23 protein-coding genes are annotated in these 23,601 nt (G+C 47.7%); 13 read left to right on the forward strand and 10 right to left on the reverse strand.

Features of this window, described 5'->3' with window-relative positions:
• Nucleotides 1–6 precede the first annotated feature (6 nt).
• The 3 genes from BP95_RS0107380 to BP95_RS0107390 all read right to left on the reverse strand — a co-directional run bounded on the left by BP95_RS0107380 (nucleotide 7) and on the right by BP95_RS0107390 (nucleotide 2,060).
• The gene (locus BP95_RS0107380) at nucleotides 7–402 is read right to left on the reverse strand and encodes a VOC family protein (protein WP_021254453.1); all 396 of its coding nucleotides are present in this window, start codon (nucleotides 400–402) and stop codon (nucleotides 7–9) included.
• Nucleotides 403–508: 106 nt separating this feature from the next.
• Nucleotides 509–1,096 (reverse strand): tRNA 5-(aminomethyl)-2-thiouridylate-methyltransferase MnmM, encoded by a 588-nt coding sequence (locus BP95_RS0107385; protein ID WP_028531800.1) that lies wholly within the window; start codon nucleotides 1,094–1,096, stop codon nucleotides 509–511.
• A gap of 1 nt (nucleotide 1,097) precedes the next feature.
• Nucleotides 1,098–2,060: a tRNA modification radical SAM protein MnmL/YtqA gene (locus tag BP95_RS0107390; RefSeq protein WP_028531801.1), complete on the reverse strand. Its 963-nt coding sequence runs from the start codon at nucleotides 2,058–2,060 to the stop codon at nucleotides 1,098–1,100.
• Nucleotides 2,061–2,298: 238 nt separating this feature from the next.
• Here BP95_RS0107390 and trmB point away from each other — a divergent pair, with 238 nt between their 5' ends.
• The gene (trmB, locus tag BP95_RS0107395; protein WP_021254456.1) at nucleotides 2,299–3,021 is read left to right on the forward strand and encodes a tRNA (guanosine(46)-N7)-methyltransferase TrmB; all 723 of its coding nucleotides are present in this window, start codon (nucleotides 2,299–2,301) and stop codon (nucleotides 3,019–3,021) included.
• Between the two features lie 103 nt (nucleotides 3,022–3,124).
• On the opposite strand, the gene BP95_RS0107400 is transcribed toward trmB, so the two are convergent.
• The 3 genes from BP95_RS0107400 to BP95_RS32955 form a co-directional block, all read right to left on the reverse strand.
• Nucleotides 3,125–4,315, reverse strand: a complete 1,191-nt coding sequence (locus BP95_RS0107400; RefSeq protein WP_044353883.1) for a UDP-N-acetylglucosamine--LPS N-acetylglucosamine transferase — start codon at nucleotides 4,313–4,315, stop codon at nucleotides 3,125–3,127.
• A gap of 85 nt (nucleotides 4,316–4,400) precedes the next feature.
• Complete coding sequence (locus BP95_RS0107405; RefSeq protein ID WP_021254458.1) at nucleotides 4,401–4,934, reverse strand: phosphatase PAP2 family protein; 534 nt, start codon at nucleotides 4,932–4,934, stop codon at nucleotides 4,401–4,403.
• Between the two features lie 321 nt (nucleotides 4,935–5,255).
• The gene (locus tag BP95_RS32955) at nucleotides 5,256–5,426 is read right to left on the reverse strand and encodes a hypothetical protein (RefSeq protein WP_155987209.1); all 171 of its coding nucleotides are present in this window, start codon (nucleotides 5,424–5,426) and stop codon (nucleotides 5,256–5,258) included.
• A 357-nt stretch (nucleotides 5,427–5,783) separates the two neighbouring features.
• Between BP95_RS32955 and BP95_RS0107415 the strand changes: the two genes are divergently transcribed.
• The 4 genes from BP95_RS0107415 (at nucleotide 5,784) to rplT (ending at nucleotide 8,477) form a co-directional block, all read left to right on the forward strand.
• Complete coding sequence (locus tag BP95_RS0107415; RefSeq protein WP_021254459.1) at nucleotides 5,784–7,022, forward strand: glycosyltransferase family 2 protein; 1,239 nt, start codon at nucleotides 5,784–5,786, stop codon at nucleotides 7,020–7,022.
• A gap of 287 nt (nucleotides 7,023–7,309) precedes the next feature.
• Nucleotides 7,310–7,810 carry a translation initiation factor IF-3 gene (gene infC, locus BP95_RS0107420; RefSeq protein WP_021254460.1) on the forward strand — a complete coding sequence of 167 codons (501 nt, stop codon included), beginning with the start codon at nucleotides 7,310–7,312 and terminating at the stop codon, nucleotides 7,808–7,810.
• 62 nt (nucleotides 7,811–7,872) lie between these two features.
• Entirely contained in the window at nucleotides 7,873–8,073 is a 201-nt protein-coding gene (gene rpmI, locus BP95_RS0107425; protein ID WP_005548700.1) for a 50S ribosomal protein L35, read from the forward strand.
• A gap of 44 nt (nucleotides 8,074–8,117) precedes the next feature.
• A complete protein-coding gene (gene rplT / locus BP95_RS0107430; RefSeq protein WP_021254461.1) occupies nucleotides 8,118–8,477 on the forward strand; it encodes a 50S ribosomal protein L20 in 360 nt (119 codons plus the stop codon).
• A gap of 140 nt (nucleotides 8,478–8,617) precedes the next feature.
• Here the strand turns inward: rplT and BP95_RS0107435 are convergent, their stop codons facing one another.
• The 3 genes from BP95_RS0107435 to BP95_RS32270 all read right to left on the reverse strand — a co-directional run bounded on the left by BP95_RS0107435 (nucleotide 8,618) and on the right by BP95_RS32270 (nucleotide 11,028).
• Nucleotides 8,618–9,172: an acyl-CoA thioesterase gene (locus tag BP95_RS0107435; protein ID WP_021254462.1), complete on the reverse strand. Its 555-nt coding sequence runs from the start codon at nucleotides 9,170–9,172 to the stop codon at nucleotides 8,618–8,620.
• Between the two features lie 250 nt (nucleotides 9,173–9,422).
• A complete protein-coding gene (locus tag BP95_RS31820; protein ID WP_051614020.1) occupies nucleotides 9,423–10,583 on the reverse strand; it encodes a DUF3298 and DUF4163 domain-containing protein in 1,161 nt (386 codons plus the stop codon).
• 289 nt (nucleotides 10,584–10,872) lie between these two features.
• On the reverse strand, nucleotides 10,873–11,028 hold the full coding sequence (locus BP95_RS32270) for a DUF1540 domain-containing protein (protein WP_005548696.1): 156 nt from the start codon (nucleotides 11,026–11,028) through the stop codon (nucleotides 10,873–10,875).
• 150 nt (nucleotides 11,029–11,178) lie between these two features.
• Between BP95_RS32270 and BP95_RS0107450 the strand changes: the two genes are divergently transcribed.
• The 3 genes from BP95_RS0107450 to BP95_RS0107460 all read left to right on the forward strand — a co-directional run bounded on the left by BP95_RS0107450 (nucleotide 11,179) and on the right by BP95_RS0107460 (nucleotide 14,353).
• Complete coding sequence (locus BP95_RS0107450) at nucleotides 11,179–12,243, forward strand: nucleoid-associated protein (RefSeq protein ID WP_021254464.1); 1,065 nt, start codon at nucleotides 11,179–11,181, stop codon at nucleotides 12,241–12,243.
• A gap of 276 nt (nucleotides 12,244–12,519) precedes the next feature.
• Entirely contained in the window at nucleotides 12,520–13,926 is a 1,407-nt protein-coding gene (locus tag BP95_RS0107455) for an extracellular solute-binding protein (RefSeq protein ID WP_028531803.1), read from the forward strand.
• Nucleotides 13,927–14,020: 94 nt separating this feature from the next.
• On the forward strand, nucleotides 14,021–14,353 hold the full coding sequence (locus tag BP95_RS0107460) for a hypothetical protein (protein WP_021254466.1): 333 nt from the start codon (nucleotides 14,021–14,023) through the stop codon (nucleotides 14,351–14,353).
• Between the two features lie 101 nt (nucleotides 14,354–14,454).
• Here BP95_RS0107460 and BP95_RS0107465 read toward each other — a convergent pair whose 3' ends face one another.
• Nucleotides 14,455–14,892, reverse strand: a complete 438-nt coding sequence (locus BP95_RS0107465; RefSeq protein ID WP_028531805.1) for a GNAT family N-acetyltransferase — start codon at nucleotides 14,890–14,892, stop codon at nucleotides 14,455–14,457.
• Nucleotides 14,893–15,199: 307 nt separating this feature from the next.
• On the opposite strand from BP95_RS0107465, the gene BP95_RS0107470 reads away from it, so the two are divergent.
• The 5 genes from BP95_RS0107470 to BP95_RS29860 all read left to right on the forward strand — a co-directional run bounded on the left by BP95_RS0107470 (nucleotide 15,200) and on the right by BP95_RS29860 (nucleotide 23,599).
• A complete protein-coding gene (locus BP95_RS0107470) occupies nucleotides 15,200–16,609 on the forward strand; it encodes an ABC transporter substrate-binding protein (RefSeq protein WP_028531806.1) in 1,410 nt (469 codons plus the stop codon).
• A 43-nt stretch (nucleotides 16,610–16,652) separates the two neighbouring features.
• Nucleotides 16,653–19,616 carry an extracellular solute-binding protein gene (locus BP95_RS0107475; RefSeq protein WP_051614021.1) on the forward strand — a complete coding sequence of 988 codons (2,964 nt, stop codon included), beginning with the start codon at nucleotides 16,653–16,655 and terminating at the stop codon, nucleotides 19,614–19,616.
• 66 nt (nucleotides 19,617–19,682) lie between these two features.
• The gene (locus BP95_RS0107480) at nucleotides 19,683–20,582 is read left to right on the forward strand and encodes a carbohydrate ABC transporter permease (protein WP_227774342.1); all 900 of its coding nucleotides are present in this window, start codon (nucleotides 19,683–19,685) and stop codon (nucleotides 20,580–20,582) included.
• A gap of 1 nt (nucleotide 20,583) precedes the next feature.
• Entirely contained in the window at nucleotides 20,584–21,474 is an 891-nt protein-coding gene (locus BP95_RS0107485) for a carbohydrate ABC transporter permease (protein WP_021254471.1), read from the forward strand.
• A gap of 16 nt (nucleotides 21,475–21,490) precedes the next feature.
• Nucleotides 21,491–23,599, forward strand: coding sequence for a YIP1 family protein (locus tag BP95_RS29860; RefSeq protein ID WP_051614022.1), 2,109 nt, complete (start codon nucleotides 21,491–21,493; stop codon nucleotides 23,597–23,599).
• Nucleotides 23,600–23,601: the final 2 nt, after the last annotated feature.

The following is a 23,601-nucleotide window of genomic DNA, read 5'->3' on the forward strand; positions in this document are numbered from 1 at the left end:
AGTTGTCTAGTATCTAGTTGATTGGAAAAACTCAAGTCTCTCGCCGTCCGGACCCTTAAAGAAAAAATAGCGGCTGCCGTTCGGCAAGGTAACCAGTTCTTCATCAATAAGCTCAACTTGAGGCAGGCTCTTCATTCGAGCCAACTCAGCCTCTATATCGTCAACAGTGAAGGCGATATGGTGAACCCTGCCTTCTTCCGTTAAGCTTCCAGAATAACCTTCTACAAGTTCAACTTCCGTTTCGTCAGCACCGTCCCATCCGAGAAAGGCGAGGCGAATGACACCATTCGTATGAAGAAGGGTTCCTTTCAGCTTCAAGCCGATGACTTCCTCATAGAATCGAATGGATAGTTCTATATTGCGTACCATGATCCCAACATGTTCCATTTTGCGAACTGCCATTTCACAACAACTCCTTCAACATGGTGAACAGGATGGTGGGACAGATATCGAAGCGGAAGCTGCAATTGCCAATCCAAGTGGGAAAGGCTCTACACGCGATCAGATGTTATTTTCGTTTCTCTACCGCAATGACATAAGGTGCATCTGGACGCTGCAGCATTCGATAAATAACGGCTTGCCCAAGACGAGCTGGAAGAGACTCCGCCCAAGCTCGCACTTGATCGGCCTCATCATCGCCGCCACTGTGTCCAGGATAGAGTACAATACTAAGCACTCCGCCAGGACGCAGCATAGATAAACCGTTGTCGAGTGCTGTAAGTGTCGTCTCAGGGACGGTCATAATGCGCTTATCTGCCTCATTCGTAGGCAGATACCCAAGATTGAACATGATGGCAGCGGTTGTACCGGACCATTCTTCGCCCAGCACTTCATTCATGGCATGATGGCTTGCCTGAAGCAAGCTGACATGTGCGTATTCGTCTTCGCCCAGCTCACGATGAAGCCGCTTACGAGTCAGCTCAAGCGCTTCTTCCTGGACATCGAAGGCGGCTACTGAGCCGCGCGATCCAGTTAGGCGGGCGAGAAATAAGGTATCTACACCTGTTCCCATCGTTGCATCAATTACGCGTTCACCGGGCTGCACGCGCTCCTTCACCACTTGCTGAGCATAGCCAAGTACAGATAGAAATCCCATCTTATGATTCCCTCCAATACTTGCCCTGCCACGTGTTGCGCCGTTTCAGCTCCGCATCGATGCCATTGAGCACTTCCCATTTTCTCATGCTCCACATCGGTCCAATAATTAAGTCCCGCGGTGCGTCACCTGTAACTCGGTGAACGATCATCTCCGGAGGAAGCATTTCAAGCGAATCGACGATAAGCTTGATATACTCATCCATCTCCAGAAAGCGCAGCAATCCAGCTTCATATTGCTTCACCATCGGCGTCTTTCGCATGAGATGAAGCAGATGAAGCTTAATGCCCTGCACATCCATCTGAGCGACAGCTTGGGCCGTCTCGAGCATCATACTGTGCGTCTCTTGCGGTAGTCCGTAGATGATGTGAGTGCAGACGCGGATATTATGCTTGCGCAGCTTCTCTACGGCTTCGATGTAGCATGCCGTGTCATGCGCGCGGTTAATAAGCTGAGATGTCGATTCATGAATTGTCTGCAGTCCCATCTCGATCCATAAATACGTGCGCTTATTAAGCTCTGCCAAGTATTCGACAACATCGTCCGGCAAACAGTCAGGCCGTGTCGCAATGGACAAGCCGACGACACCAGGCTGCTCAAGAATGACTTCGAAGTAATCTCGCAATACGTCCACTGGTGCATACGTATTCGTATAAGCTTGAAAATAGCCGATATATTTGGCGTTTGGCCATTTCGCATGTTGTCTGTCTCGAATGGTGTTGAATTGAGTGACCAGATCGTCGCGCCGACGACCGGCGAAATCTCCGGAACCACGAGAGCTGCAGAACGTACAGCCGCCAATTGCGATGCTTCCGTCCCGATTCGGACAGGTAAACCCAGCGTCGAGCATCACTTTGAATACCTTTTCTCCGAATTGCTCGCGCATCTCATAATTCCATGTATGAAACCGCTTGTCTCCCCACAAGAGGGGGGAAGTCGATTGTGTGTGTGTTAAGCCGTCCAATGGCATACAAGCCCTTTCAATTGCAGTGTAAGTTGATTGTTATGCAAAACGTACGCCGTCCATAACGGAAGCTTATCGATAACAATCCCATTGTATTATTGTAGCAGATTTAGCCGTAAAAGCGAAGACAGCGGGCAAGCTCTGTTGTTCTTATTTGCCTGCATCGCCGTCTTTACTTTTTATCGCTTGTCATGCACAATAAGGGCTTGGAGCATAATCAGTATGGAGGAAAGCACACATGCGCTTACGTGGGAAAAGAGGAGCAAAAGAGCTGCTTGCAGAGCAAACCGACTTGGTCGTGCTTGAGCCGGAGCAGTTGAAGGGCAAATGGAGTGAGGCGTTCGGAAATGACCGCCCCATATATGTTGAGCTGGGAATGGGAAAAGGGCAGTTCATCAGTAAGATGAGCTTGAAGTACCCAGACATCAACTTCATCGGCGTGGATATGTACGATGAGTTGATCGCTCGCGGATGTGAGAAGGCTCGCTTATTTCGAGAAGAAGCAGGAATGCAGGAAGCGTCCAACCTGAGGCTGGTGCGCGCGAATGTCGAATTTTTGGAGCAAATTTTTGCAGAAGGCGAACTTGAGCGCGTATACTTGAACTTCAGTGATCCGTGGCCGAAGAAGAAGCACGCACGCCGTCGCTTGACCCATTCGCGTCTTGTTGAGAAGTATCGTTATGCATTGAGCAATACAGGTGAGATTCATTTCAAAACGGATTCAGAGACCTTGTTCGAGTTTTCCTTGAACTCCTTCGCAGAGATGGGGCTTCAAATGCGGAATATCTCCTTGAACCTGCATCGTGATGGCATCAATGAAGAGCATGTTATGACAGAGTACGAAGAGAAATTTATGGGCAAAGGCATGAATATTCATCGTGTCGAGGTGCTCGTTGGGGATCAGGCGTACAAGCAGTACCGCTCTTCCTTGCCTCACAATGAGCCTTACGCATCCCGTTAATTACGGGTCGAAATCATATATGGACGTTCAAAAAAGCCGCTATTCTGCATGAATGATGGATGACAGTGCTTCATCATTCGCATGCTTGATAGCGGCTTTACTGTTATTCGATTGAAGTAAATGGCACATTCATCATTTGTAGGATTGCTTCCGCACATACCTTAGGATGATAACGAGATGCCTTCTGCTCATGCTCTAAGCGGCGTGCGGAGACCTCATCATAATGATGTACAAGAAGATTCATCCACTTCGTAATCGTATGTGCAGACTCGATCGACTCGCCATATCCCTTCTCCGTGAAGTAGTGGGCATTCTCTTCCTCTTGGCCGGGAAGCGGCTGATAGAAGAGCATCGGAATTCCCTTGGCCAGCGCCTCGGTACAAGTCATCCCGCCTGGCTTGGTAACGAGCAGGTCGGACACATCCATCAATTGGTCAACTTCCTTGGTATAACCCATCAGATGAATATTCTCATACTGGAAGCGAGGATTCTCCAGCATACGACGGCGAAGTTTCTCATTATTCCCGATACAAAAAATAAACTGTACATCTTTGCGCCAGCGGGTGAGCAGCTCTGTGGATTGTGTCGAATCCATCATTCCCCAGCCGCCGCCCATGACGAGCACAGTCGGCATGTCTTTCAGCCCGAAGCGGGCGCGGATGGATGATTTGCCCATTCCATCATGCGGCTCCCAGAAATTCGGATGGACAGGAATCCCTGTCACTTGTATGGAATCGCTGCTTACGCCATGCAGTTCTAGCTTCTCCTTCACCTCTGGCGTTGAGACGAAATAGCGATTCACAGCCGGACTCACCCAGGCTGCATGCGCATCATAATCGGTAATGACCGTACAGAGCGGGACATTAAGTCCAAGCCTGCGCAATCGGGAAATGACAGCGCTTGGGATCGGATGAGTGCATACGATCATATCAGGCTTAAGCTGACGCATAACGGACATAGCATGAGTGTAGAATACCCGGTGCAGCGCCATTGTAGTCAGTCGATTTAGCGATCTATTGTACTGTGTCTTATACATAAAGCCTACCAGCTTCGGCTGTACAAGCACAGTCTTGCGATATGCTTCTATAATGAGCGGAGCTGTCTTTGGGTTAAGGAAGCTCCCAAGCTCCATCACACGAGTTTGCACATGCGGAGACAGCTTGCGAAGGCTGACAGCAAGTGCATGGGCAGCTTGGGTGTGACCAGCTCCGAAACGCTCTGACAGCAGCAGTATACGCTTCTTTCCTTCGTGCTCGGCACCAAGAGTGATGCCGGAGGGAAGTGTAAATGTCATTGCTTGATGCACGGTATTTCACCCTTCTATTCGATCTTCTAGATATATCATAATTTCTATACCCTACTATACCCGATGTCCGTGATTACACAATAGGCCATAAAGCAACGGTGCTTACGGCAGCGCCTGTACCGATGAATGCGCCAGCAAGACAGTCGGATGGATAGTGAAGTCCTAAGTACATACGGGACAGTGCGACGATACATGCAATCGGCAGAAGTCCCCATGACAGAGTCGGGTTAGCTATTATGAGCGGGACAACGACTGAGAATATGGCTGTCGTATGTCCAGAAGGAAATGAATGGTCAACAAGCGGCTTGCGGAATGTGCGTATATTAGGCAATGCTAAGTGTGGACGCACACGCGGATACCACTTCTTAATTAAGGCGACAGGCAGATGGCTAACGGCAAGTGCAGCAACACATTGCCAGCCAACGATATTCCATGGATTAGGCGCCAGCCAGGCAAGCAGCAAGGTAAAGGCAATCGTAAAGGTTGCCCCACCCAGATGGGTCAATGTATACAATATAATATTCATGCTCCGGTGATGCAGCCGGTGATTAATCCAAAAGAATAATTGACGCTCACGATTACCCAGCCACGCGATAACACGGGTCATGTCGGTTCCTCCGTTATCCGGTATTTAATAATATGATCGTAACAGCGTAACATTAACAGAAGATGATGGGTTTGTGAATTTTATCTGAAGTCGCTACAAGTTCAAAGAGCATCTTTAATCATATTTTCAAATGCCGAGCATTTCAACAAGTTATTCCTATTTTACCTTGAAGTGATACTGCCTGCAAAATCGCGAATTACGCACGTAGAATGCCTATTTCTTCGATTATCTTACTGTAGTGCCCTGTAATGAAAGGTGTAGCATGTACGGTAGGATTATGTGGTGAATCCGCTATGACAGAGGTTATGAATGGTAAGGGTTCTATTCATCAGCATCTTTGGCAATGCTGTATGAAGATAATGCCAGAGACATGTTTTCCATATATTCCAAACGGGTAATAAACATTACCTGAAACTTTCTTCCGTTGTAATACGTCCATAATAAAGAGAGGGCATATCCCAGCACAGAAAATGTAAATTGTTCCATTCTCATTGTCTTTCGGATCCTGGCTCAACTTTGAAAGAACAGCAAATTTTGACGAAAAGGGGGTCAAAAGCCATAATTTCTTAGCATTTGGATGAAAATATAACATAACCTTGCGGGAAAGCATGATTCGATGCGACTTCGCACAGTAACTTCGGCGATAATGTTCATATTCAAGCGTTGAAAGCCAATAAAAGGTTTTGACAAATGAAAGCAAACATTAGAAAATCGTGATCGACCGTTTTCAGCGGGGTAAACCATATATAGAGTTGATGAGCATGCGTTCATACATAAAAAGAGAGCGCCGTGTTCGTTGACGCAACAATGAAATTGAAGTAGGGGTTATTTAAAAGGGGGACACCAAGCATGGTGGATACGTTATTTATCGTCTTGCAGGTTCTGCTGGCCGCGATTGGGGTGTACCAGTTTACCTTGTCGCTGTTCGGTATTTACCGCAAAAAAGAGAAAAAAGTATACGAACCGCAAAAATCCTTCGCTGTGCTCGTAGCAGCGCACAATGAAGAAGCCGTTATTGGAGCATTGGTTGAAAATCTGAAGGCGCTGGATTATCCGAGAGAAATGTACGACGTGTTTGTCATCTGTGACAATTGCACGGACGGTACAGCCGATATCGTAAGAGAGCATGGCGTATATGCTTGCGAACGGCATAATCCGCATCAACGAGGCAAGGGTCATGCCATCGAATGGATGTTGAAGAATCTGTGGGAAATGCCGCGTCAATACGATGCAGTTGTTATGCTTGACGCTGACAACTTGGTAAGCAAAGACTTTTTGACTGAAATGAACAACGATCTGTGCTCGGGGGCACGCGTTATTCAAGGATACATCGATACGAAGAATCCAGAGGATTCTTGGATTACAGCCGCATATGGCGTAACATACTGGTACTGCAACCGTCTGTGGCAGTTGTCCCGTAAGAACTTGAACATGGCTAACTTCCTCGGCGGTACAGGAATGTGCTTCGAGAGCAAGCTGCTGAAGGAAATGGGCTGGGGTGCAACGAGCTTGGTTGAGGACTTGGAGTTCACTGCCCGCTGTGTTAAAAACGGCATCAACCCAGTGCTGAACTACAATGCACGCGTGTTTGATGAAAAGCCGCTTACATTCAAGGCATCGGCTCGTCAGCGTTTGCGCTGGATGCAAGGTCACTTTACCGTAGCGCGTCGTTATTTCTTCCCGCTGCTGTGGCAGAGCATCAAGGAGCGTAACTTGGCGAAGTTCGATATGGCGCTGTACACAATTACGGTGTATACCGTGTTGGTTACCTTCCTCATGACTGCGTTCATGTGGGTAGATGCAGCATTCTTCAATGGGCCGAATGTGGCAACGTTCTTCCAGTACCTGCCTGAGTGGGTTCCGGTTGTGTCACTTGTGCTGTCCTGTGCTGTATTCGTACTTGCATTGATTTTGGAAGGCGTCAAGTCTTGGCGCATCTATGCATCTCTGATTACATTCCCAGTATTCTTGCTGTCCTGGTGGCCGATTACGTTCTACGCGTTCTTCACTCAGAACAACAAGGTATGGAGCCATACTGAGCATACACGAGTTGTGCGCTTGGAAGAGATGCAAGGCAAACAAGTGTAAGGCGTAAAAAAAATAATAACAGTGGCTTGACTTGCTCCAGTTCACTGTGATATATTATTCAAGTATTTGAAACGCATATTGCAATTGGAAAGAAGAAGCCCACGCTTCTCACCTGACCGACATGTTGTTGGCTGGTTATGACTCGCACTGCCTAGGCAGTGCTCACTAGATTAGAATGTCTATGTGAGGGATGTGGGCTCGATGAGCTTGCATCCCTTTTTTATGCGATAACCAGTTAGATGCAGGAAATTCGATTATGGAGGTGGCACACCATTAGCAAGGATCATTTGATTAACGAGGACATTCGTGCAAGAGAGGTTCGCTTAGTTGGTGCAGCTGGGGAGCAGATTGGCATTACGCCGTTCCGCGAAGCACTGCAAATGGCTTACGACGCTAACTTGGACTTGGTAAACGTGGCTCCGCAGGCAAAACCGCCTGTATGTCGTATTATGGACTACGGAAAGTTCCGTTATGAGCAACAGAAGAAAGAGAAGGAAGCGCGCAAGAACCAGAAGATCGTCGATGTAAAAGAAGTATGGTTCCGCGCCAATATCGAGGAGCACGACTTCAATACGAAGCTCCGCAATGTCTTGAAGTTTTTGCGTGACGGAGATAAAGTAAAATGCTCTGTTCGTTTCCGCGGACGTGAAATCACGCATGCTGATATCGGGAAGAAAGTGTTGGAGCGCGTTCTGAAAGAAGCAAATGAGCTTTGCATCGTTGAACGTACACCGAAGCTGGAAGGCCGCAGCATGATTATGATTTTGGCGCCGAAGACGAACAGCTAATTCGGCCCGCCGCGCAGAAGAAGGCGGCGGATAAGAATACCGAACTTGAGGAGGAAACGATAATGCCTAAAATGAAAACGCACAGCAGCTTGAAAGGCCGCTTCAAAATTACGGGAACAGGTAAAGTGCGCCGCTACAAAGCGTACCGCAATCACTTGCTTTCCCACAAATCGAACCGCACGAAGCGCGTTCTTGCTACTAGCCCAGTAATGGCAGCAGGCGACGTTCGTCGTATGAAGCAACAATTGGCTAACTTGAAATAAGCAATTATACGGAAACATCGAATCGATTGGGAGGTTAATACGAAATGGCTCGAGTAAAAGGCGGATTTACGACACGTCGTCGTCATAAAAAAGTATTAAAATTGGCAAAAGGGTACTTCGGTTCCAAACACAGATTGTTCAAAACAGCTAACGAGCAAGTGATGAAATCCTTGCTGTACGCTTACCGCGATCGTCGCGTTAAGAAGCGTGACTTCCGCAAATTGTGGATCGCTCGTATCAACGCAGCGGCTCGCATGAACGGCTTGTCCTACAGCAAATTCATGCACGGCCTGAAATTGGCTGGTGTTGAAGTGAACCGCAAAATGTTGGCTGACTTGGCAGTGAACGATATCAACGCGTTCAACTCCTTGGCTACAGTTGCAAAAGAAAAAGTTAACGCGTAAGAGTGCGTTGATATAAGAAAAGCAGCGATTTCGAAACTAATTCGAAACGCTGCTTTTTTTCATATAGGGATAAGAAAGCATCATTTGCAGATCGTATGCTTCCTTTTCTCGTTATTGAAAGGAGTAAAGTGTTGTGTTGTTTACTCCCAGTACTTGCTCGTTGTTAGCTTATCCGCTAACTGTTTACTCGCTATACGTCTTACTTTGCGAAGCTCTGCTCGCTCTGTGGCCGATTCATGAAGCAGCTTCTCTTCCTCTGTATCAGGGATAACAGGGGGCACAAACGCAGCTGAGCCGTCCTCATGACGTGCTACGAAGGTCAGGAAGGAGGTAGCGGCAACAACACGCTCGCCGGTATATAGCTGCTCTGCAATGACCTTGACGAATACTTCAATGCTAGTCTTGCCTGTCCAAGTGACGAAGGACTCTAGGCAGACGGAATCTGTGGGACGAATCGGCCGTAGAAAATCTACGGAATCCGTGGATGCAGTCACGACATTATGACGGCAGTGACGCATCGCGGAGATGGATGCTGTCTCGTCAATCAGACTCATCAGTTTACCGCCGAACAGCGTCTGATGGTTGTTGACATCGTTAGGGAATACACGACCGGTCTTGAAGACGCGGGATTCCTTGCAGTGTTTGGGTGCAGGAAGTGAAGAAGTTGTTGATTGTTGTTCTGACATAGCCTTCATTACGCCCTTTCTAAGAAGTCATAGGTATATTATAAAGGGTTCAGTCTCATTCATGCGGAAGAAAAAAATGACATTCGAGGTCGGAGAATAGACAATAGCCTGTAAGCAATCAGATTCGTATACTGTATACAAAGAAAAGGACTGACACAAGGAATGCCAGTCCAACAAAATTTGCGGTTAGAGTATGCTTATTGCTGCTTGTTCGTGTGCTCGATTGGCTGATGCGGCGTTATGCCTTCTTAAGCCCTCATTAAGCCTTCAGTGCTTGCTTGAAAGAGTCAGAAAGCTTCGATTGAATCGCAGCAAGCTGGATTTTGAAGCTTTGCGATCCATCTGCTCCAGGAGCAATTTCATAACGGTCAAATGTCAGCACGAGGTACCCGTTCGATACATAGAAGTTTTGTGTTTCTTTAATTTGATCGAAATTAAAATCGTCTTTGTTTTTCTTCAGAGCAATTTGATTGCGAACGACATTGCCAAGCATGGCTTTATAATCGGTATCCTTGTTGAACAGATCGCCAAGCTGCAGGGCGTGCGCATTCTCTTCATTCAGGAAGGTATATGTGTCCGTACGGCTGGTGCCGTTAGCCTCTGCGCTCGTGATTTTGTACGTGTCGGCAATCAGGGACATGACATTGCCGCTCTTTACGAAGCGGAAATCAGAATTCAACACAGCCGGTTCGAAGGAAGCCTTTTGTTTTTTCGCAGTTTCAGCGGCTTTTTTGGAAGCTTCATAGACTTCAGCTTTTTCCTTCATCGCATGACGCATCAAAATATCATTTAGCTGCTCCTCGTATTTGCTGTCTTTCAAGCCCGATAGAACAGGTACACTCATATTGACATGCACAAATTTATTTGTGGCTTTAATCGGTTGCTTCGCTGCCTTTAGTGTTGGAATTGCGGATATGTACATTTCGGACAATTTGCCAAAGCCTTGCAGATCAAAGAGTACGCCGTTCGTTTTCCAATTTGCCGCATAATCGGAAGGTGCCGATTTATCCAAAACTGGCTCAGATGCTTTGCCCAGCTCTTTGGAAATTTGCGGAGTCAATTGTTTTGCCATCTCATTGTCAAATACGAGCGTAACTTGGAACACTTTTTGGTTATCGTCCAGCATGTACTGAGCAGTAATCGGCTGTTTCAAGTTGAACCATTTTTCTTTGTACTCGATCATCGTAGCTTTTTTGCCTGAATATTCGATTTTCCCTTTGCCTTTGCTTTGCTGCAATTGTTTCAAGGTAAGACCAAGACCAACTTTGTTTGTTGTATATGTATTGTTCAATGGAGTCGCTGTTGTTTGAGTAGGAGTGACTGCTTTGCTTGCAACGGGGGCCGCGTAAGCTGCTGTGCCCATGTTTGCGATCATTGTGCAGGAGAGTGCAAGTGTAACAACTGTCTTTTTTGTGTTCATTGATGTTTCAATCCCTTCGTGTGTACGATCTTCTGTGATGACTGCTCTATTAGTATAGACCTTTGTGAGATCGAAGACTTTACAGCAGAATAACAATTACGCGGGAAAAAGAAACAAACTATTCATTGAAAGCGCCTTATGTATGACGATGTATTCATGATTGATGAACAACGTAGGGAATAGGGGGATTGTGTATAGATGTGTATAAACGCATCCATAGTTGAGAATAATTATCACTGTGAGTGATTCGTGCGTAAGCAAGGGCGGCGTGTCGGCCGCCCCATTCTCCTTACAGCTTTGGTTCGAATGTTTTGCAGTCCGTGTCACCGGAATCGCCAGCTTGCTTGCCACGATTGTTCACCACATAAATAGAAGTTGCAGCGCATTTGTTGCCTGCTGCCCAGTACTTGCAAGAGTTTACTTCACATAGTACGTCCTTAGCCATCGTTATTCACCTCCTCTCCTTACTAACTTCGCCAGCGGGCACCTCTTTTTATACATCTAGGAGAAGTTTCTATCATTTTGTAGTTTCCGAATCCTATCCTTTTTCGTTACAATAGAGGAATGTGACTTCGAGAAGAGGAGTGGGAATTACATGATCGATCTATCCAAGGTAGACATTCACCAGATGGTGATTCATAAGGTGGGCAACCAATCCAAAGATGAAGGAGTTCGTGTATCGAACGAACTGTACCATATACCGAATGACGACGTACGCGAGACGCTGCTTAAATATTTTATCTCCAGCTTTAAGTTTGACATGCATTATACGTTCCATCATGAAGCTGAGTTACCTTTAAATGAAATGTATACCTATGCGAGCCGCACATTCCAGCAGGCGGGCTCGTTCCATGAACAGTCGGTTCATATGCTGAATCATTTGTATGAGCAATCCTCGCATCCGCAAATTAAGGCTGGCGAGCTGTACGTTGTGCACCTAAACAATATTTTGTACAACAATTTCAGTATTGATGCGATCGGGATCTTTAAGTCCGAAAATAAGGATGTATATATGCGAATTGATGAGCTAGCATCCGATGACTTGGGACTCCAGGTGGAGCAGGGCATTAATATTCGCAAACTCGACAAGGGCTGCATTATTTTGAACGTGTATGCGGACTCTGGTTACGTATTGGGCATCGTTGACACGTCAGCGGGCAAAGGCGGAGAGGCAGCACAGTATTGGATGGAGGACTTCCTCAATGTGAAGCTGCTTGAGGATGAGCATTATTTAACGGACAAGGCAATCGATATGTGCACGCAATTCTATGAAGATGTCATCGTTCCGGCTGCGGAAGAGCGCCCTGAGAAGAAGGACAAGCTGATGTTCATTAATAGTACAATGGAGTACTTTGCGAAGCATGAGCAATTCGAAGAGGAAGCATTCGCGGAAGAGGTTATCGGGCAACCTGAGCTTGTACCGTTGTTCAAGGCATATAAGGAAACATTTGAGGAGGCCAATGAGCTGCCTCCGATTACGGAAATTCCAATTTCGCAGCCTGCATTGAAGAAGGCCAAGCGCTCTCATAAGAACAATATCCGTACAGACACGGGGATCGATATGAAGCTCAAGCCAGAGAGCTTTCCTTTCATTGAAAAGGGTTATGATGAAGAGCGTGGCATGCACTATTACAAAGTATTCTTTAACGAAGAAGAATAGAGTGAGTATGATTCATTCCACTACATCCATACCAGAATTGGTATGGATTTTTGTTTGATTGCATGGATATTTGTAGTTTTAGAACAAAAAGCCGAATTTATTGCAATATATTTAAAATGTTAATTTCACAGATTGAATATAATGTAACCCTAGGAAGCAGCAGAGATCACAATTCAAAACAATAGGTACGAATGTAGTATCAAGTCATGTCATCGATGATTTTTTCCTTGAAGTGGGCAGACAGGAAGGGAAAGAATAAGAGGAGGGCTTGAGGTTATGAGAAAATTGAAAACGCTGTCAATTATGCTGGTCACGCTATCGATGCTGCTCTTATCTGCGTGCGGCGGAGCGGGAGGAACAACAGAAGGAGCGAAGCAGCCGGAGAAGCAGGAGGCGCAGAGCCAAGGGACTGAGGAGAAGAAAGAGACACCAGCCGTTCAAGAGCCAGAGAAGAAAGAGCTCCCTGCATTTGATATGGGCGGTGAACCCGTCAAATTTATGGCTTGGGGTGGCTTGCCGAAGGAAGGCGAATCCAATGCGGGCGATGAGCGCCTGAAGCGAATGAAGGAGATGGAGAAGAAATACAACACAAAGATTGAGTGGATCGTTGTTCCATGGGGCGAGGGGCAGAGCAAAATTGCTGCTGGCGCACTGTCGGGTGAGGCTCCGGCAGACTTCGTGCTGATGAACATGTACTTGGCCTTCCCAAGCTTAGCGGAAAAAGGGTACTTGCGTACAGTCGATGATGTATTCAACTTCGATGATCCGAAGTGGCCGTCCTCGCTGCGCAGCTCTGGCGCTTATAAGGATAAAGTATATGGAGTTGTCGAGAACATTGATTCCGGTGCAGGGATGTATTATAACCGAACGATGCTGAAAAAGCTTGGTCTGACCGATCCGCATGAACTCGTGAAGAAGGATGAATGGAACTGGGATCATTTTAAGGAAATGACCCAAAAGGCGACACAGGATTTAAATGGCGACGGAAAAATCGATCAATGGGGAATCGTATCATATGCGCCAATTTTCGCCCGTCAGGCCATCTATTCGAATAACGGGAGCATTGTGGAGACGAAGGACGACAAGCTTACTTTTACAATGGGTGAGCCAAATGCGATGGAAGCGCTGCGTTTCGTTTATGATTTATTTGCAACAGACAAGGTTATTATGCCCAATAAAAACGGCAGCATGGCAGACTATGAGGATACCCAGGCGATGTTCAATACAGGCAAGGCGCTATTCGTGACCGGAGAAATTTGGGAGGCATGGGGCCGCAAAGAAATGGCCGATGAATTTGGCTATGTATATTTCCCGAAAGGTCCGAAAGGAACTGATTACACAAGTCCAAACCCGGGCATGGCGATGTGGTTCATGCCGGCGAATGTGAAGAAGGCGAAGGAGAAAGCGCAAATTTATGAAGATTGGATTTTGTGGGATAAATTGAAGGACAACCAAAGAGAAAGTAACGAGTCGGTGTTCCAGACACCTGAGGATGTGGATGTTGCTATGGATATCCCTACGAAAAATATTACACTCTATCATGATGGCATTGGTGATGTAGGGAAAATGTACAATGAAGCCATCGTGTCATTTACCAAAGGCAAAGATACGCCTGAATCGGCAGTGGAGAAAATGAAAAAGCCCGCGCAAAATATTATTGATTCCGTGGTAAATACGAAGTGAAGTGACACAGATTCATAGATTCAAGGCCAACATCCAATCCGTATGTTCGTAACGGACATACCATGTAGGGTACACCGGTGAAGGAGGGAGTATTATGCGTGGTGTGACGAAAGAACAGGCTAGAAGCTTAATCGGCCAGAAAATCTATGTGAAGCATAAAGACGGTAGCGTCGTAAGCGGCAAGCTGCTTGAGGTGAAGGGCAACCGGCTTGTGCTGGAACAAGGCAAAGGGAAAAAAGTAAAGACGAAAGCGATTATCCCGCTTGTCTTATTTGACTTGCTGGCAATCGGCACGGCGCCTTTTGCATTTGGCGGCTATGGTGGCTATGGAGGCGGATATCCGTATAGTGGCGGCTACGGATATTCCGGGTACGGAGGACCAGGGTCATATGGCGGATTTTATGGAGGATATGGATACTATAGATAACATGCGGACATAAGGAAGATCTGCAAATAGAAGAGCGTAGTTACCTGCTAAGCAGAGAAGAGTCGACAGTGAGCCCGGGCAAATGCCCGGGCTACTCGCTCTTACAATTTCTTTCCCATCTCATGGCACACCACGGCGGGAACAAAGCGAATGAACCGATACCCTCTGCGTTCATAGAATCGTTCTGCCTGCACATTACCGTAATCGACCATCATGCGTGCTTGGGCACAGCGCTTGTATTTCCCGTATTGCTCAGCCTTTCTCATTAGTTGCCTTCCGATGCCTCGATGCTGCGAATCTTGAGCAACGGCCAGCATATCGATAATGAGTGTATCTTCTCTTACATATACATGAACAAATCCTATCGTTCGATTATGACGATCAACGGCGACATACGTTGGCCCTACCTTCAACCGTTCAGGAATTTCCTTCAATAATTGCTCATGGCTCGCAATCAGATGGGAGTGTGGGAGCAGCTCCCGCTTCACAAGCTGTATAATTGCTTCATCGTCCAGTGCAGGGCGGCGAAGTCGGATCATAGGCATTCCCTCTGTTCCGTTTGTTTTTCTTAGTTTATGACTTTAATGATCGAGCGGTGATCGTCGATTATTTTTTCATGAGATTTCGGAAAAAAAGCCGACTACTGTGAACTATAGTCAAAATGCTTCCAGAGATAAAAGCATATAATGTGAATAACCTTAAGGGGGATACATCCAAAATTTATAGACATTATGGATGATCATTCTAAATAGAGAGAAGCTGTTGGGGATGAATCGAGGCTAGCGGTTATTGTCTATCGCTATCTAGCAGATGAATAGGCTTCATAATAAGCAGGGGGGGATACCAATGAAACCTAAAATGAAAGCGTTCGCAATTATGCTTGTTGCACTAACGATGCTATTCGTCACCGCATGCTCGGGCTCTGGGGGTAATACAGCTCAATCGCCGCAGGAACAGCCCAAAACAGAGGTTCCGAAGGAAGAACCAAAAAAAGAGGAACCAAAGGAAGAACCCAAGTCAGAGAAAAAGGAGCTGCCCGCGTTTGATATGGGTGGAGAGCCAGTACGATTCCTGACATGGGGCAAAGGGCTAGAGGAAGGCAAATCAAATGCTGAAGATATTCGCTATAAGCGGATGAAAGAAATAGAGAAGAAATACAATACGAAAATTGAATGGATTACCGTGCCGTGGGGCGAAGGAGCAGAGAAGATTGCACAAGGCGCACTATCGGGAGAAGCGCCGGCGGACTTTGTTATCCTCGATTTATATTTGGCATTTCCTAACTTGCCGAACAAAGGCTATTTGCTGCCGGTAGACGATTTATTCGACTATAACGATCCGAAATGGCCGAAGCGAATTAAGGAGTTCTCCTCGTTTGCAGGAAAATCCTACGGGATCTTAGAAGATTCGGGAGCAGGAGCAGGCATATTCTTCAATCGCTCCATGCTGAAGCGCGAAGGTCTGGAAGATCCGCAAGAGCTTGCGAAGAAGGGCGAGTGGACATGGGATAAATATTTGGAAATGGCCAAGAAAGCAACGAAGGATACGAATGGAGACGGTGCAACCGATCAATGGGGAATTGTATCCTACGCGCCGGTGCAAGCTCGTCAAGCGGTGTACTCGAATGCGGGAAGCATTATTGATTACAAGGACGGCAAGCTGCAATTTACACTCGGTGAGCCGAATGCAATGGAAGCGCTCCGATTCCTAGGCGATTTATACACAACACACAAGGTGGCAATGCCGAACCGCAATGGCAACTTCGAAGATTACAACGAATCGCAGAAGGTGTTCAACAGCGGGAAAGCGCTATTCGTGCCGGGAGAGATCTGGGAAGGCTCTACACGGCAAGATATGACGGATGAATATGGATTTGTATATTATCCGAAAGGGCCGAAGGCAACCGATTATGCGAACCCGATTACAAACTTCACGATGTGGTTCATGCCGGCTAACGTGAAGAAGGCCAAAGAGAAGGCGCAAATCTTTGAAGACATGGTGCCATGGGATCAATTAGAAGAATTCCGGATGGAGGGCTTCGAGAGTTCGCTGCAAAGCCCAGAGGATGTGGAGATTGCTCAGGCGCTGGCAGAGAAGGTTCAACCACTCTATTACGACAATATCGGCGACCTTGGCAAGAAATACACCGAAGCGGTTCTAGCTTTTGTCAAAGGAAAGGATACACCGGAATCCGCTATTGAGAAGATAAAGAAATCGTCCCAAGAGCAGATTGATACTATAATGAACAAAAAATAGTTGTGCGGTTATTCATCCCCCGCTGCCTCACAGCGGGGGTTTTATGTTGGAAGCGTTAGAAGATTGGAGAGAGAAAGGAGAGACCGTCGTGGGCAAGCACATGGATTCAACATGGAAGCGGCGAATCAGCATGATGCTGGGAGTCGCAGTTGCCGCAGGGGCCATTTGGACAGGAGCAGCCCTGTTCTCGAATGACTCGCAGAGCTCAACAATTGAACCAGCGTTAGCAAGCGGTGCAGTTAAGCCGCTAAGTGCTTCTTCGGACTCCAATCCGAAAGGGCTGCTTCGTTATGAGTCGTACCAGAAGAAAGTGGGGAATCCATCTGCAATCGCATCGCAGCCGATTGAACTCTTAGCGAGCGAATTGGATCATTCGCTAAGCGAGGGAAGTCCTATAGAGTCGTCGTACGAGGGCTCAACAGGACAAGTGATTCGCAGTGGGGAGATGGGGACGTTCGGCTGGACGTTTCATGTGGAGGAAGATGGATGGTACGATGTAAAGCTTCGTTATTTTCCTGTGAGTGGAACAGGATCTCCAATCGAGAGAGAACTGCGGGTGGACGGAAATATTCCATTTGCAGAAGCGGAACGGATGCTGTATCCGCGAATTTGGGGCAATGAGAGAGAGGACATCGAACGTGACAGCAACGATAACGATATAAGACCGCGTCAGGTCGAACAGCCTGGTTGGACGGAACGAAGCTTGAATGACGCAGAGGGATACTATGCCGACACACTTGCCATTTATTTGGCGAAGGGGAAGCATACGCTTCAATTTATCGGAATAAGAGAACCGATGATGGTAGGGCGCGTGACATTGGAACCGCGTGTAGCCAAGTCATATGCAGACATAGAGAAGGAGTATGCAGAGAAAGGCTATCAACAGGCAGACGATGCACTGATTAAAGTACAAGGAGAGTCGGCCTATCATAAGTCAAGCCCATCGCTATATCCGATTAACGATCGCTCTGGGCCGGATGTAGAGCCCTACGATGCATCCCGCATTCGCATGAATGCCATTGGAGGCGACCATTGGAAGGCACCTGGGCAATGGATCGCATGGAACGTAGAGGTGGCTGCGGATGGATTATATGAGATTGGATTCAAATACAAGCAGGATTTAGCTCGTGGCCTTAAGGTGACACGCAAGCTGATGGTTGATGGCGAGCTTCCATTTGCCGAAGCGGCTAAGATTACGTTTCCTCCGAGCACTTCATGGGATGTGAAGGCAGCAGGCGATGAGCGTACGGGGAAGCCCTATTTGTTCTATCTGACGAAGGGTAAGCATGAGCTGCGGCTGGAAGTAACGATGGGCGATCTCGCAGATATGGTTCGCATCGTGAAGGATAGCATTCAAGAGCTGAACGGATTGTATCGCAAAATTATTATGATTACGGGCACTGCTCCAGATCAATTCCGCGATTACCCGCTTGAGGATTTGATCCCGACGATGGCGGATACGTTCCATGCGCAGAGCAAGCAATTATCGCTTGTTGCAGATGAGATGGATCGTCTAGCAGGGGGAGCCAGTGTAAATGCAACTGTGCTTCGAACGACAAGCTATCGCTTGCAGGATCTCGGCGAGCATCCAGATACGATTACATCCCGGCTGACCAGCTTCAAAGATGGCATCATGTCGCTAGGAACGTGGATGCTTAGTGTGAACACGCAGCCGCTAACGCTTGATTATCTGTTTGTAAGCTCGCCGAAGACGGCATTGCCTGAAGCGGGAGCGGGATTGTGGGCATCCGTAAAGCATGAATTATCGTCGTTCTGGTATTCCTTCACCGATGATTACAATCTGGGAGGCGGCGGGAAGAAGACGGACATTACGGTATGGGTAGCTGGCGGACGCGATCAGGCACAGTTGATCCGGACCTTAATTGACAGTTATTTCACGCCGGAGACCGGCATTCAAGTTGACCTGCAGCTTGTCGGGGAGAATGTGCTGCTTCCTGCAACACTTGCAGGCAAAGGGCCGGACGTGGCGATTGCAACTGCCAACGTGATTGACTTTGCGATGCGAAATGCGCTAGAGGATTTGAGCCAATATCCGAATTTCCAAGAGGTATATGGACGATTCCATGACAGTGCATTTGCGAGCTTCAAGTTCAAGGACGGTGTATTTGCCATTCCGGAAGCGCAGTTGTTCCCGATGCTGTTCTATCGCAAGGATGTACTTAGCGAGCTAGGCATGAAGGTGCCGGATACGTGGGAAGAAATGATGTCGCTCGTGCCGGAGTTGCAGAAGCGAAATATGCAGATCGGACTAATGCCGAATCCGACCTTCGATACACTCCTCTATCAATTGGGCGGCAGCTATTACGAAGGTGATGGCATTGCAACTGCGATTGGCAAGCCGGAAGGAATGGAGGCATTCCGTCACTGGACAGAGCTGTATACCCATTACAAGCTGCCGCGCGAATTCGAGTTTGTGAATCGCTTTCGAACGGGGGAAATACCGCTTGGTATTGCAGACTACACGACATTCAATACCTTAGCTGTATTTGCTCCCGAGATTCGCGGGGAATGGGGGTTCGCTCCAATTCCGGGTGTTAAGGGAACAGACGGTGTTGTACATCGGGAAAGTCTGTCGTCAGCAACGGGCTCTGTCATGTTCAAGAAGGCCAAGAATAAAGAAGCGGCTTGGAAGTTCATAAGCTGGTGGACGAATGCGGATACGCAATCATCCTTCGGAAGAGAGATGGAGTCTATACTCGGCGAATCTGGCCGATATACGGCAGCTAATGTTGAGGCGTTGAAGCGGCTGCCATGGTCTGCGAAGGAAGTGGCGACACTGAATGAGCAGTGGAAATGGATTGTTGGGAAGCCTGCGGTTCCGGGTTCTTACTCCTTCGATCGCCACTTGCAGAATGCATTCTTCGAGGTATTCAATAACGGAACGGATGTACGGGAAACGCTAGAAGAATATGTACGCATTATTAATCAGGAATTGACCATTAAGCGCAAAGAATTCAATTTGCCAATCCGAGAGGGGGAGCAATAGCCGATGGAAGTGAATCGACCTGTTCCAGCATCTGCGAAGTCGGTGCAGCCTGCCTCTAAGCTGCGAATGCGCCTGAATCATAAATTGGCAGAGGTGCGGCGCAATCGAACATTATATGCAATGATCGCGCCGTATTTCCTCATTTTCTTTACTTTTACGGTCTTGCCGGTAGTGTTGTCGCTCATTATTAGCTTTACAAATTTCAACATGCTGGAACTACCGAAATGGGTGGGCTGGCAAAACTATGCTCGGTTGTTCGTACAGGATGATGTGTTCCTCATTGCCCTGAAAAATACGCTGATGTTCGCAGTAATCACTGGCCCAGTCAGTTATATTGCCTGTTTTGTCCTGGCTTGGATTATCAATGAATTATCGCCGAAGGTGCGTACATTCGCGACCCTCGTGTTCTATGCTCCAGCGCTATCCGGCAATGCGTTCATCGTCTGGACACTGTTGTTCAGCGGCGATGCTTACGGGTATATCAACGCTTTCCTCATGAAGTGGCGCATCATTCTGGAGCCGATTCTCTGGCTGAAAGATACGAAGTATATTATGCCGATCATTATTATCGTACAGCTATGGTTAAGCTTAGGCACCAGCTTCCTAGCATTCATTGCAGGCTTGCAGGGTATGGATAAGAGCTTATATGAAGCGGGAGCTATCGATGGGGTAAAGAATCGATGGCAGGAGCTATGGTACATTACACTGCCTTCCATGAGACCCCAGCTGCTGTTCGGTGCAGTCATCCAGATTACCTCATCATTCGCTGTGGCAGAAGTGGCGACGACGCTTGCCGGATTCCCAAGCGTGCAGTATGCAGGGCATACGATTGTAACTCACTTAATGGACTTCGGATCGCTGCGCTATGAGATGGGCTATGCCTCCTCCATTGCCACGGTGCTGTTCGGGATTATGCTTGGCTCGAACTTGATTGTGCAGAAGCTGCTGCGGAAGGTGGGGGATTAAGATGGGACGTATATTTCGATGGAGACTGCGTATCGGACGCAAGGTGAATCGTTCTCGTACCGGTGATGTGTTTCTGTTCTTATTCTTGAGCTGCATCGGTGTTTTTATGGCGATGCCGCTTGTGTTCGTCATCAATAATGCGTTCAAGCCAATCAATGAAATTTTACAATTTCCACCTAACTTCTTTGTTCGCAACCCTACGTTCAATAACTTCGCGGATTTATTTCATCTCATGTCGGGCACATGGGTGCCCTTTTCCAGATACATTTTCAATACGCTGTTCATCGCATTTGTCGGTACTGCGCTTCATGTCATTATTGCCTCACTGGCGGCATACCCGCTTGCGAAGAAGAAGTTCCCCGGAAAGGGGATTCTGTTCACGGTTGTCGTCTTGTCCTTGATGTTCTCTGCGACCGTAACGCAAATTACGAACTACATGACGATGTCATGGCTTGGTTTGGTTGATACGTATTGGGCCATTATTTTGCCGGCGGTTGGCTCCTCGCTCGGCTTGTATTTAATGAAGCAGTTCATGGAGCAGGTGCCGGATGCGCTGCTGGAAGCAGCTCAGCTGGACGGATGCTCAGAGTGGAGAATCTTCTGGAGCATTGTCATGCCAATCGTGAAGCCGGCATGGCTGACTTTGATTATTTTCTCCTTCCAAGGATTGTGGAATGTAGGGGGAGCCGGCGGGGCCGGTTCACTGTTCCTGTACAGTGAGACGCTCAAGACATTGGATTATGCATTCAGCCAAATCTTAGCGGGAGGCATTATCCGTACAGGGCCATCAATGGCAGCAACGCTCATTCTCATCTCTGTTCCAATCTCGATCTTCATCATTACACAGAGCAATGTGCTGCAGACGATGTCGACGTCCGGCATGAAAGAGTAAGCCAAGGAGGGAACGTATGTTACATCAACCCAACCGAACACCGCCGTTCCGCCTTGTGGAGGCGGGATATCGAATCGTGCTTGCCTTCGTCATCTACGCCATGCTGGGAACTTCTTTGTTCGATGCAACAGCATCTGCGGCTCCCTATGAAGGCTACAACTATGGGTATGACGGCAAGCCGATCAAGGCGCCGCTCCCATATGAACCTTCGCGGAGCTGGACGGGTGAAGCGCTTGGCGTTGGCGCATTGAATTCGCCGGAGGATATGACTATTGGCCCTGATGGGACGATGTATGTTCTTGATACGGGCAATAACCGATTGATCGCATTGAACGATAGGCTGAGGCCCAAGTGGGTTGTAAGCAAGTTCACGAATCAAGGGATAACGGATACGTTCGAACGCCCGCAAGGCCTCTTCGTGACGGAAGACAATCGCATCTATGTGGCGGATACCGGCAAGGCGAGAATCGTGGAGCTGACACCGGAGGGGAATTTCGTACGTGCACTTGGAACGCCGAAGTCGGACATGATACGGGCGGATCTGCAGTATGTTCCGATTAAGCTGGTCGTTGACCGAACGAAACGATTTTATGTCGTGAGCAAGGGCGTTTTCGACGGCATTATGGAGTTGTCGCCTGAAGGGGAATTCAATGGATTTATTGGCGTGAACCCTGTTCTGTATAACCCGATTGAGCTATTCTGGAAGCAGTTTGCGACGAAGGAGCAGCGCAAGCAGATGGCACTGTTCATCCCAGTCGAGTTCAATAATATATCACTGGATGATGAAGGCTTCATGTACGTAACCACTGCCGATGAGATGTCTACCGAGCCCGTTCGCCGCCTGAACCCTTCTGGGGTGGATGTATTGAAGCGCAAGGGCTACGAAAAGCCGATGGGGGATCTGTACTTCAGCAACAGCGCCACAATGGGCGGATTCTCCACCTTAATTGCGGTTACTGCTGATAAGTTCGGCATGTATAGCGTGCTCGATAATAAGCGCGGCCGCATTTTTACGTATGACAAGGAAGGCAAGCTGCTGTACATCTTCGGGCAGAATGGCGATAAGTTTGGCCAGTTCAAGGCTCCAATTGACTTGGAGATGTCAGGGGATAAGGTGCTTATTCTTGATAAAGGATCGAATCAGATTATTGTGTTCGAGCCAACTCGATATGGACGCGTACTGCGCAAGGCGGTTGAATTGACGGAGGTTGGCAATGAGGAAGAAGCCGAGGCCGCGTGGGAAGAAGCATTGAAGCTGAATAATAACTTGGATATGGCGCATGTTGGCCTTGGCAAGGCGAAGCTGCGGGCTGGCGAATCTGAGGAGGCCATCCATGAATTTCGCCAGGGGATGCGCCCAGACTATTACTCGCGTGCATTCAAGAGTTATCGCAAGCAGTTGATCTGGGATCAATTCGGACTCATCGCAACCTTGTGCATTGTGCTCGTTGTTGGCCTGATAATCGGGAATCGGATGTTGAAGGGCAGACTTGCTTCTGAACCAGGTAAGATTCGATTTGCTTGGAAACTGATGTTCAGGCCATTCAAGTCCTTCTGGGAACTGAAATATGAACAGGCAGGTCATTGGGGCTTTTCCCTGCTCTTGCTTCTCATCTTCATCATTTTATCAGTTATTAAGCGGCAATTTACCGGGTTTATTATTTTTCAGAGCTTGGAGACACAGTTCAGTATATGGATGGAAGTCCAGGTTGCCGTTATTCCATTCTTCCTCTGGTGTATTGCGAATTGGTCATTGACTACGTTAATGGATGGAGAGGGCAAGTTCAAGGAGATTGTAACTGCAACGGGTTACGCGCTTATGCCGTTAATTGTCATGCAAATTCCACTATTGATTCTATCCAACATCATGACGCAAGAGGAAACCTCGTTCTACTACTTGCTGGAATCGATCAGCTATATATGGTGCGCCCTGCTCTTGTTCGTCGGTATGCTGACGGTTCATCAGTATACGGCATCAAAGACAGTTGCTACGATGGGCCTGACCTTCGTCGTTATCGGGATCATCCTGTTCCTCGGTCTGTTAGCATTCAGCTTGGGGCAGCAAATGGTGATGTTCGTATCCACCGTATATCAAGAAATCTCATTCCGGATCGGAGAGGGGTGACG

The organism is Paenibacillus sp. UNC217MF, assembly GCF_000686865.1.
GTDB classification, from domain to species: Bacteria; Bacillota; Bacilli; order Paenibacillales; family Paenibacillaceae; genus Paenibacillus_B; species Paenibacillus_B suaedae.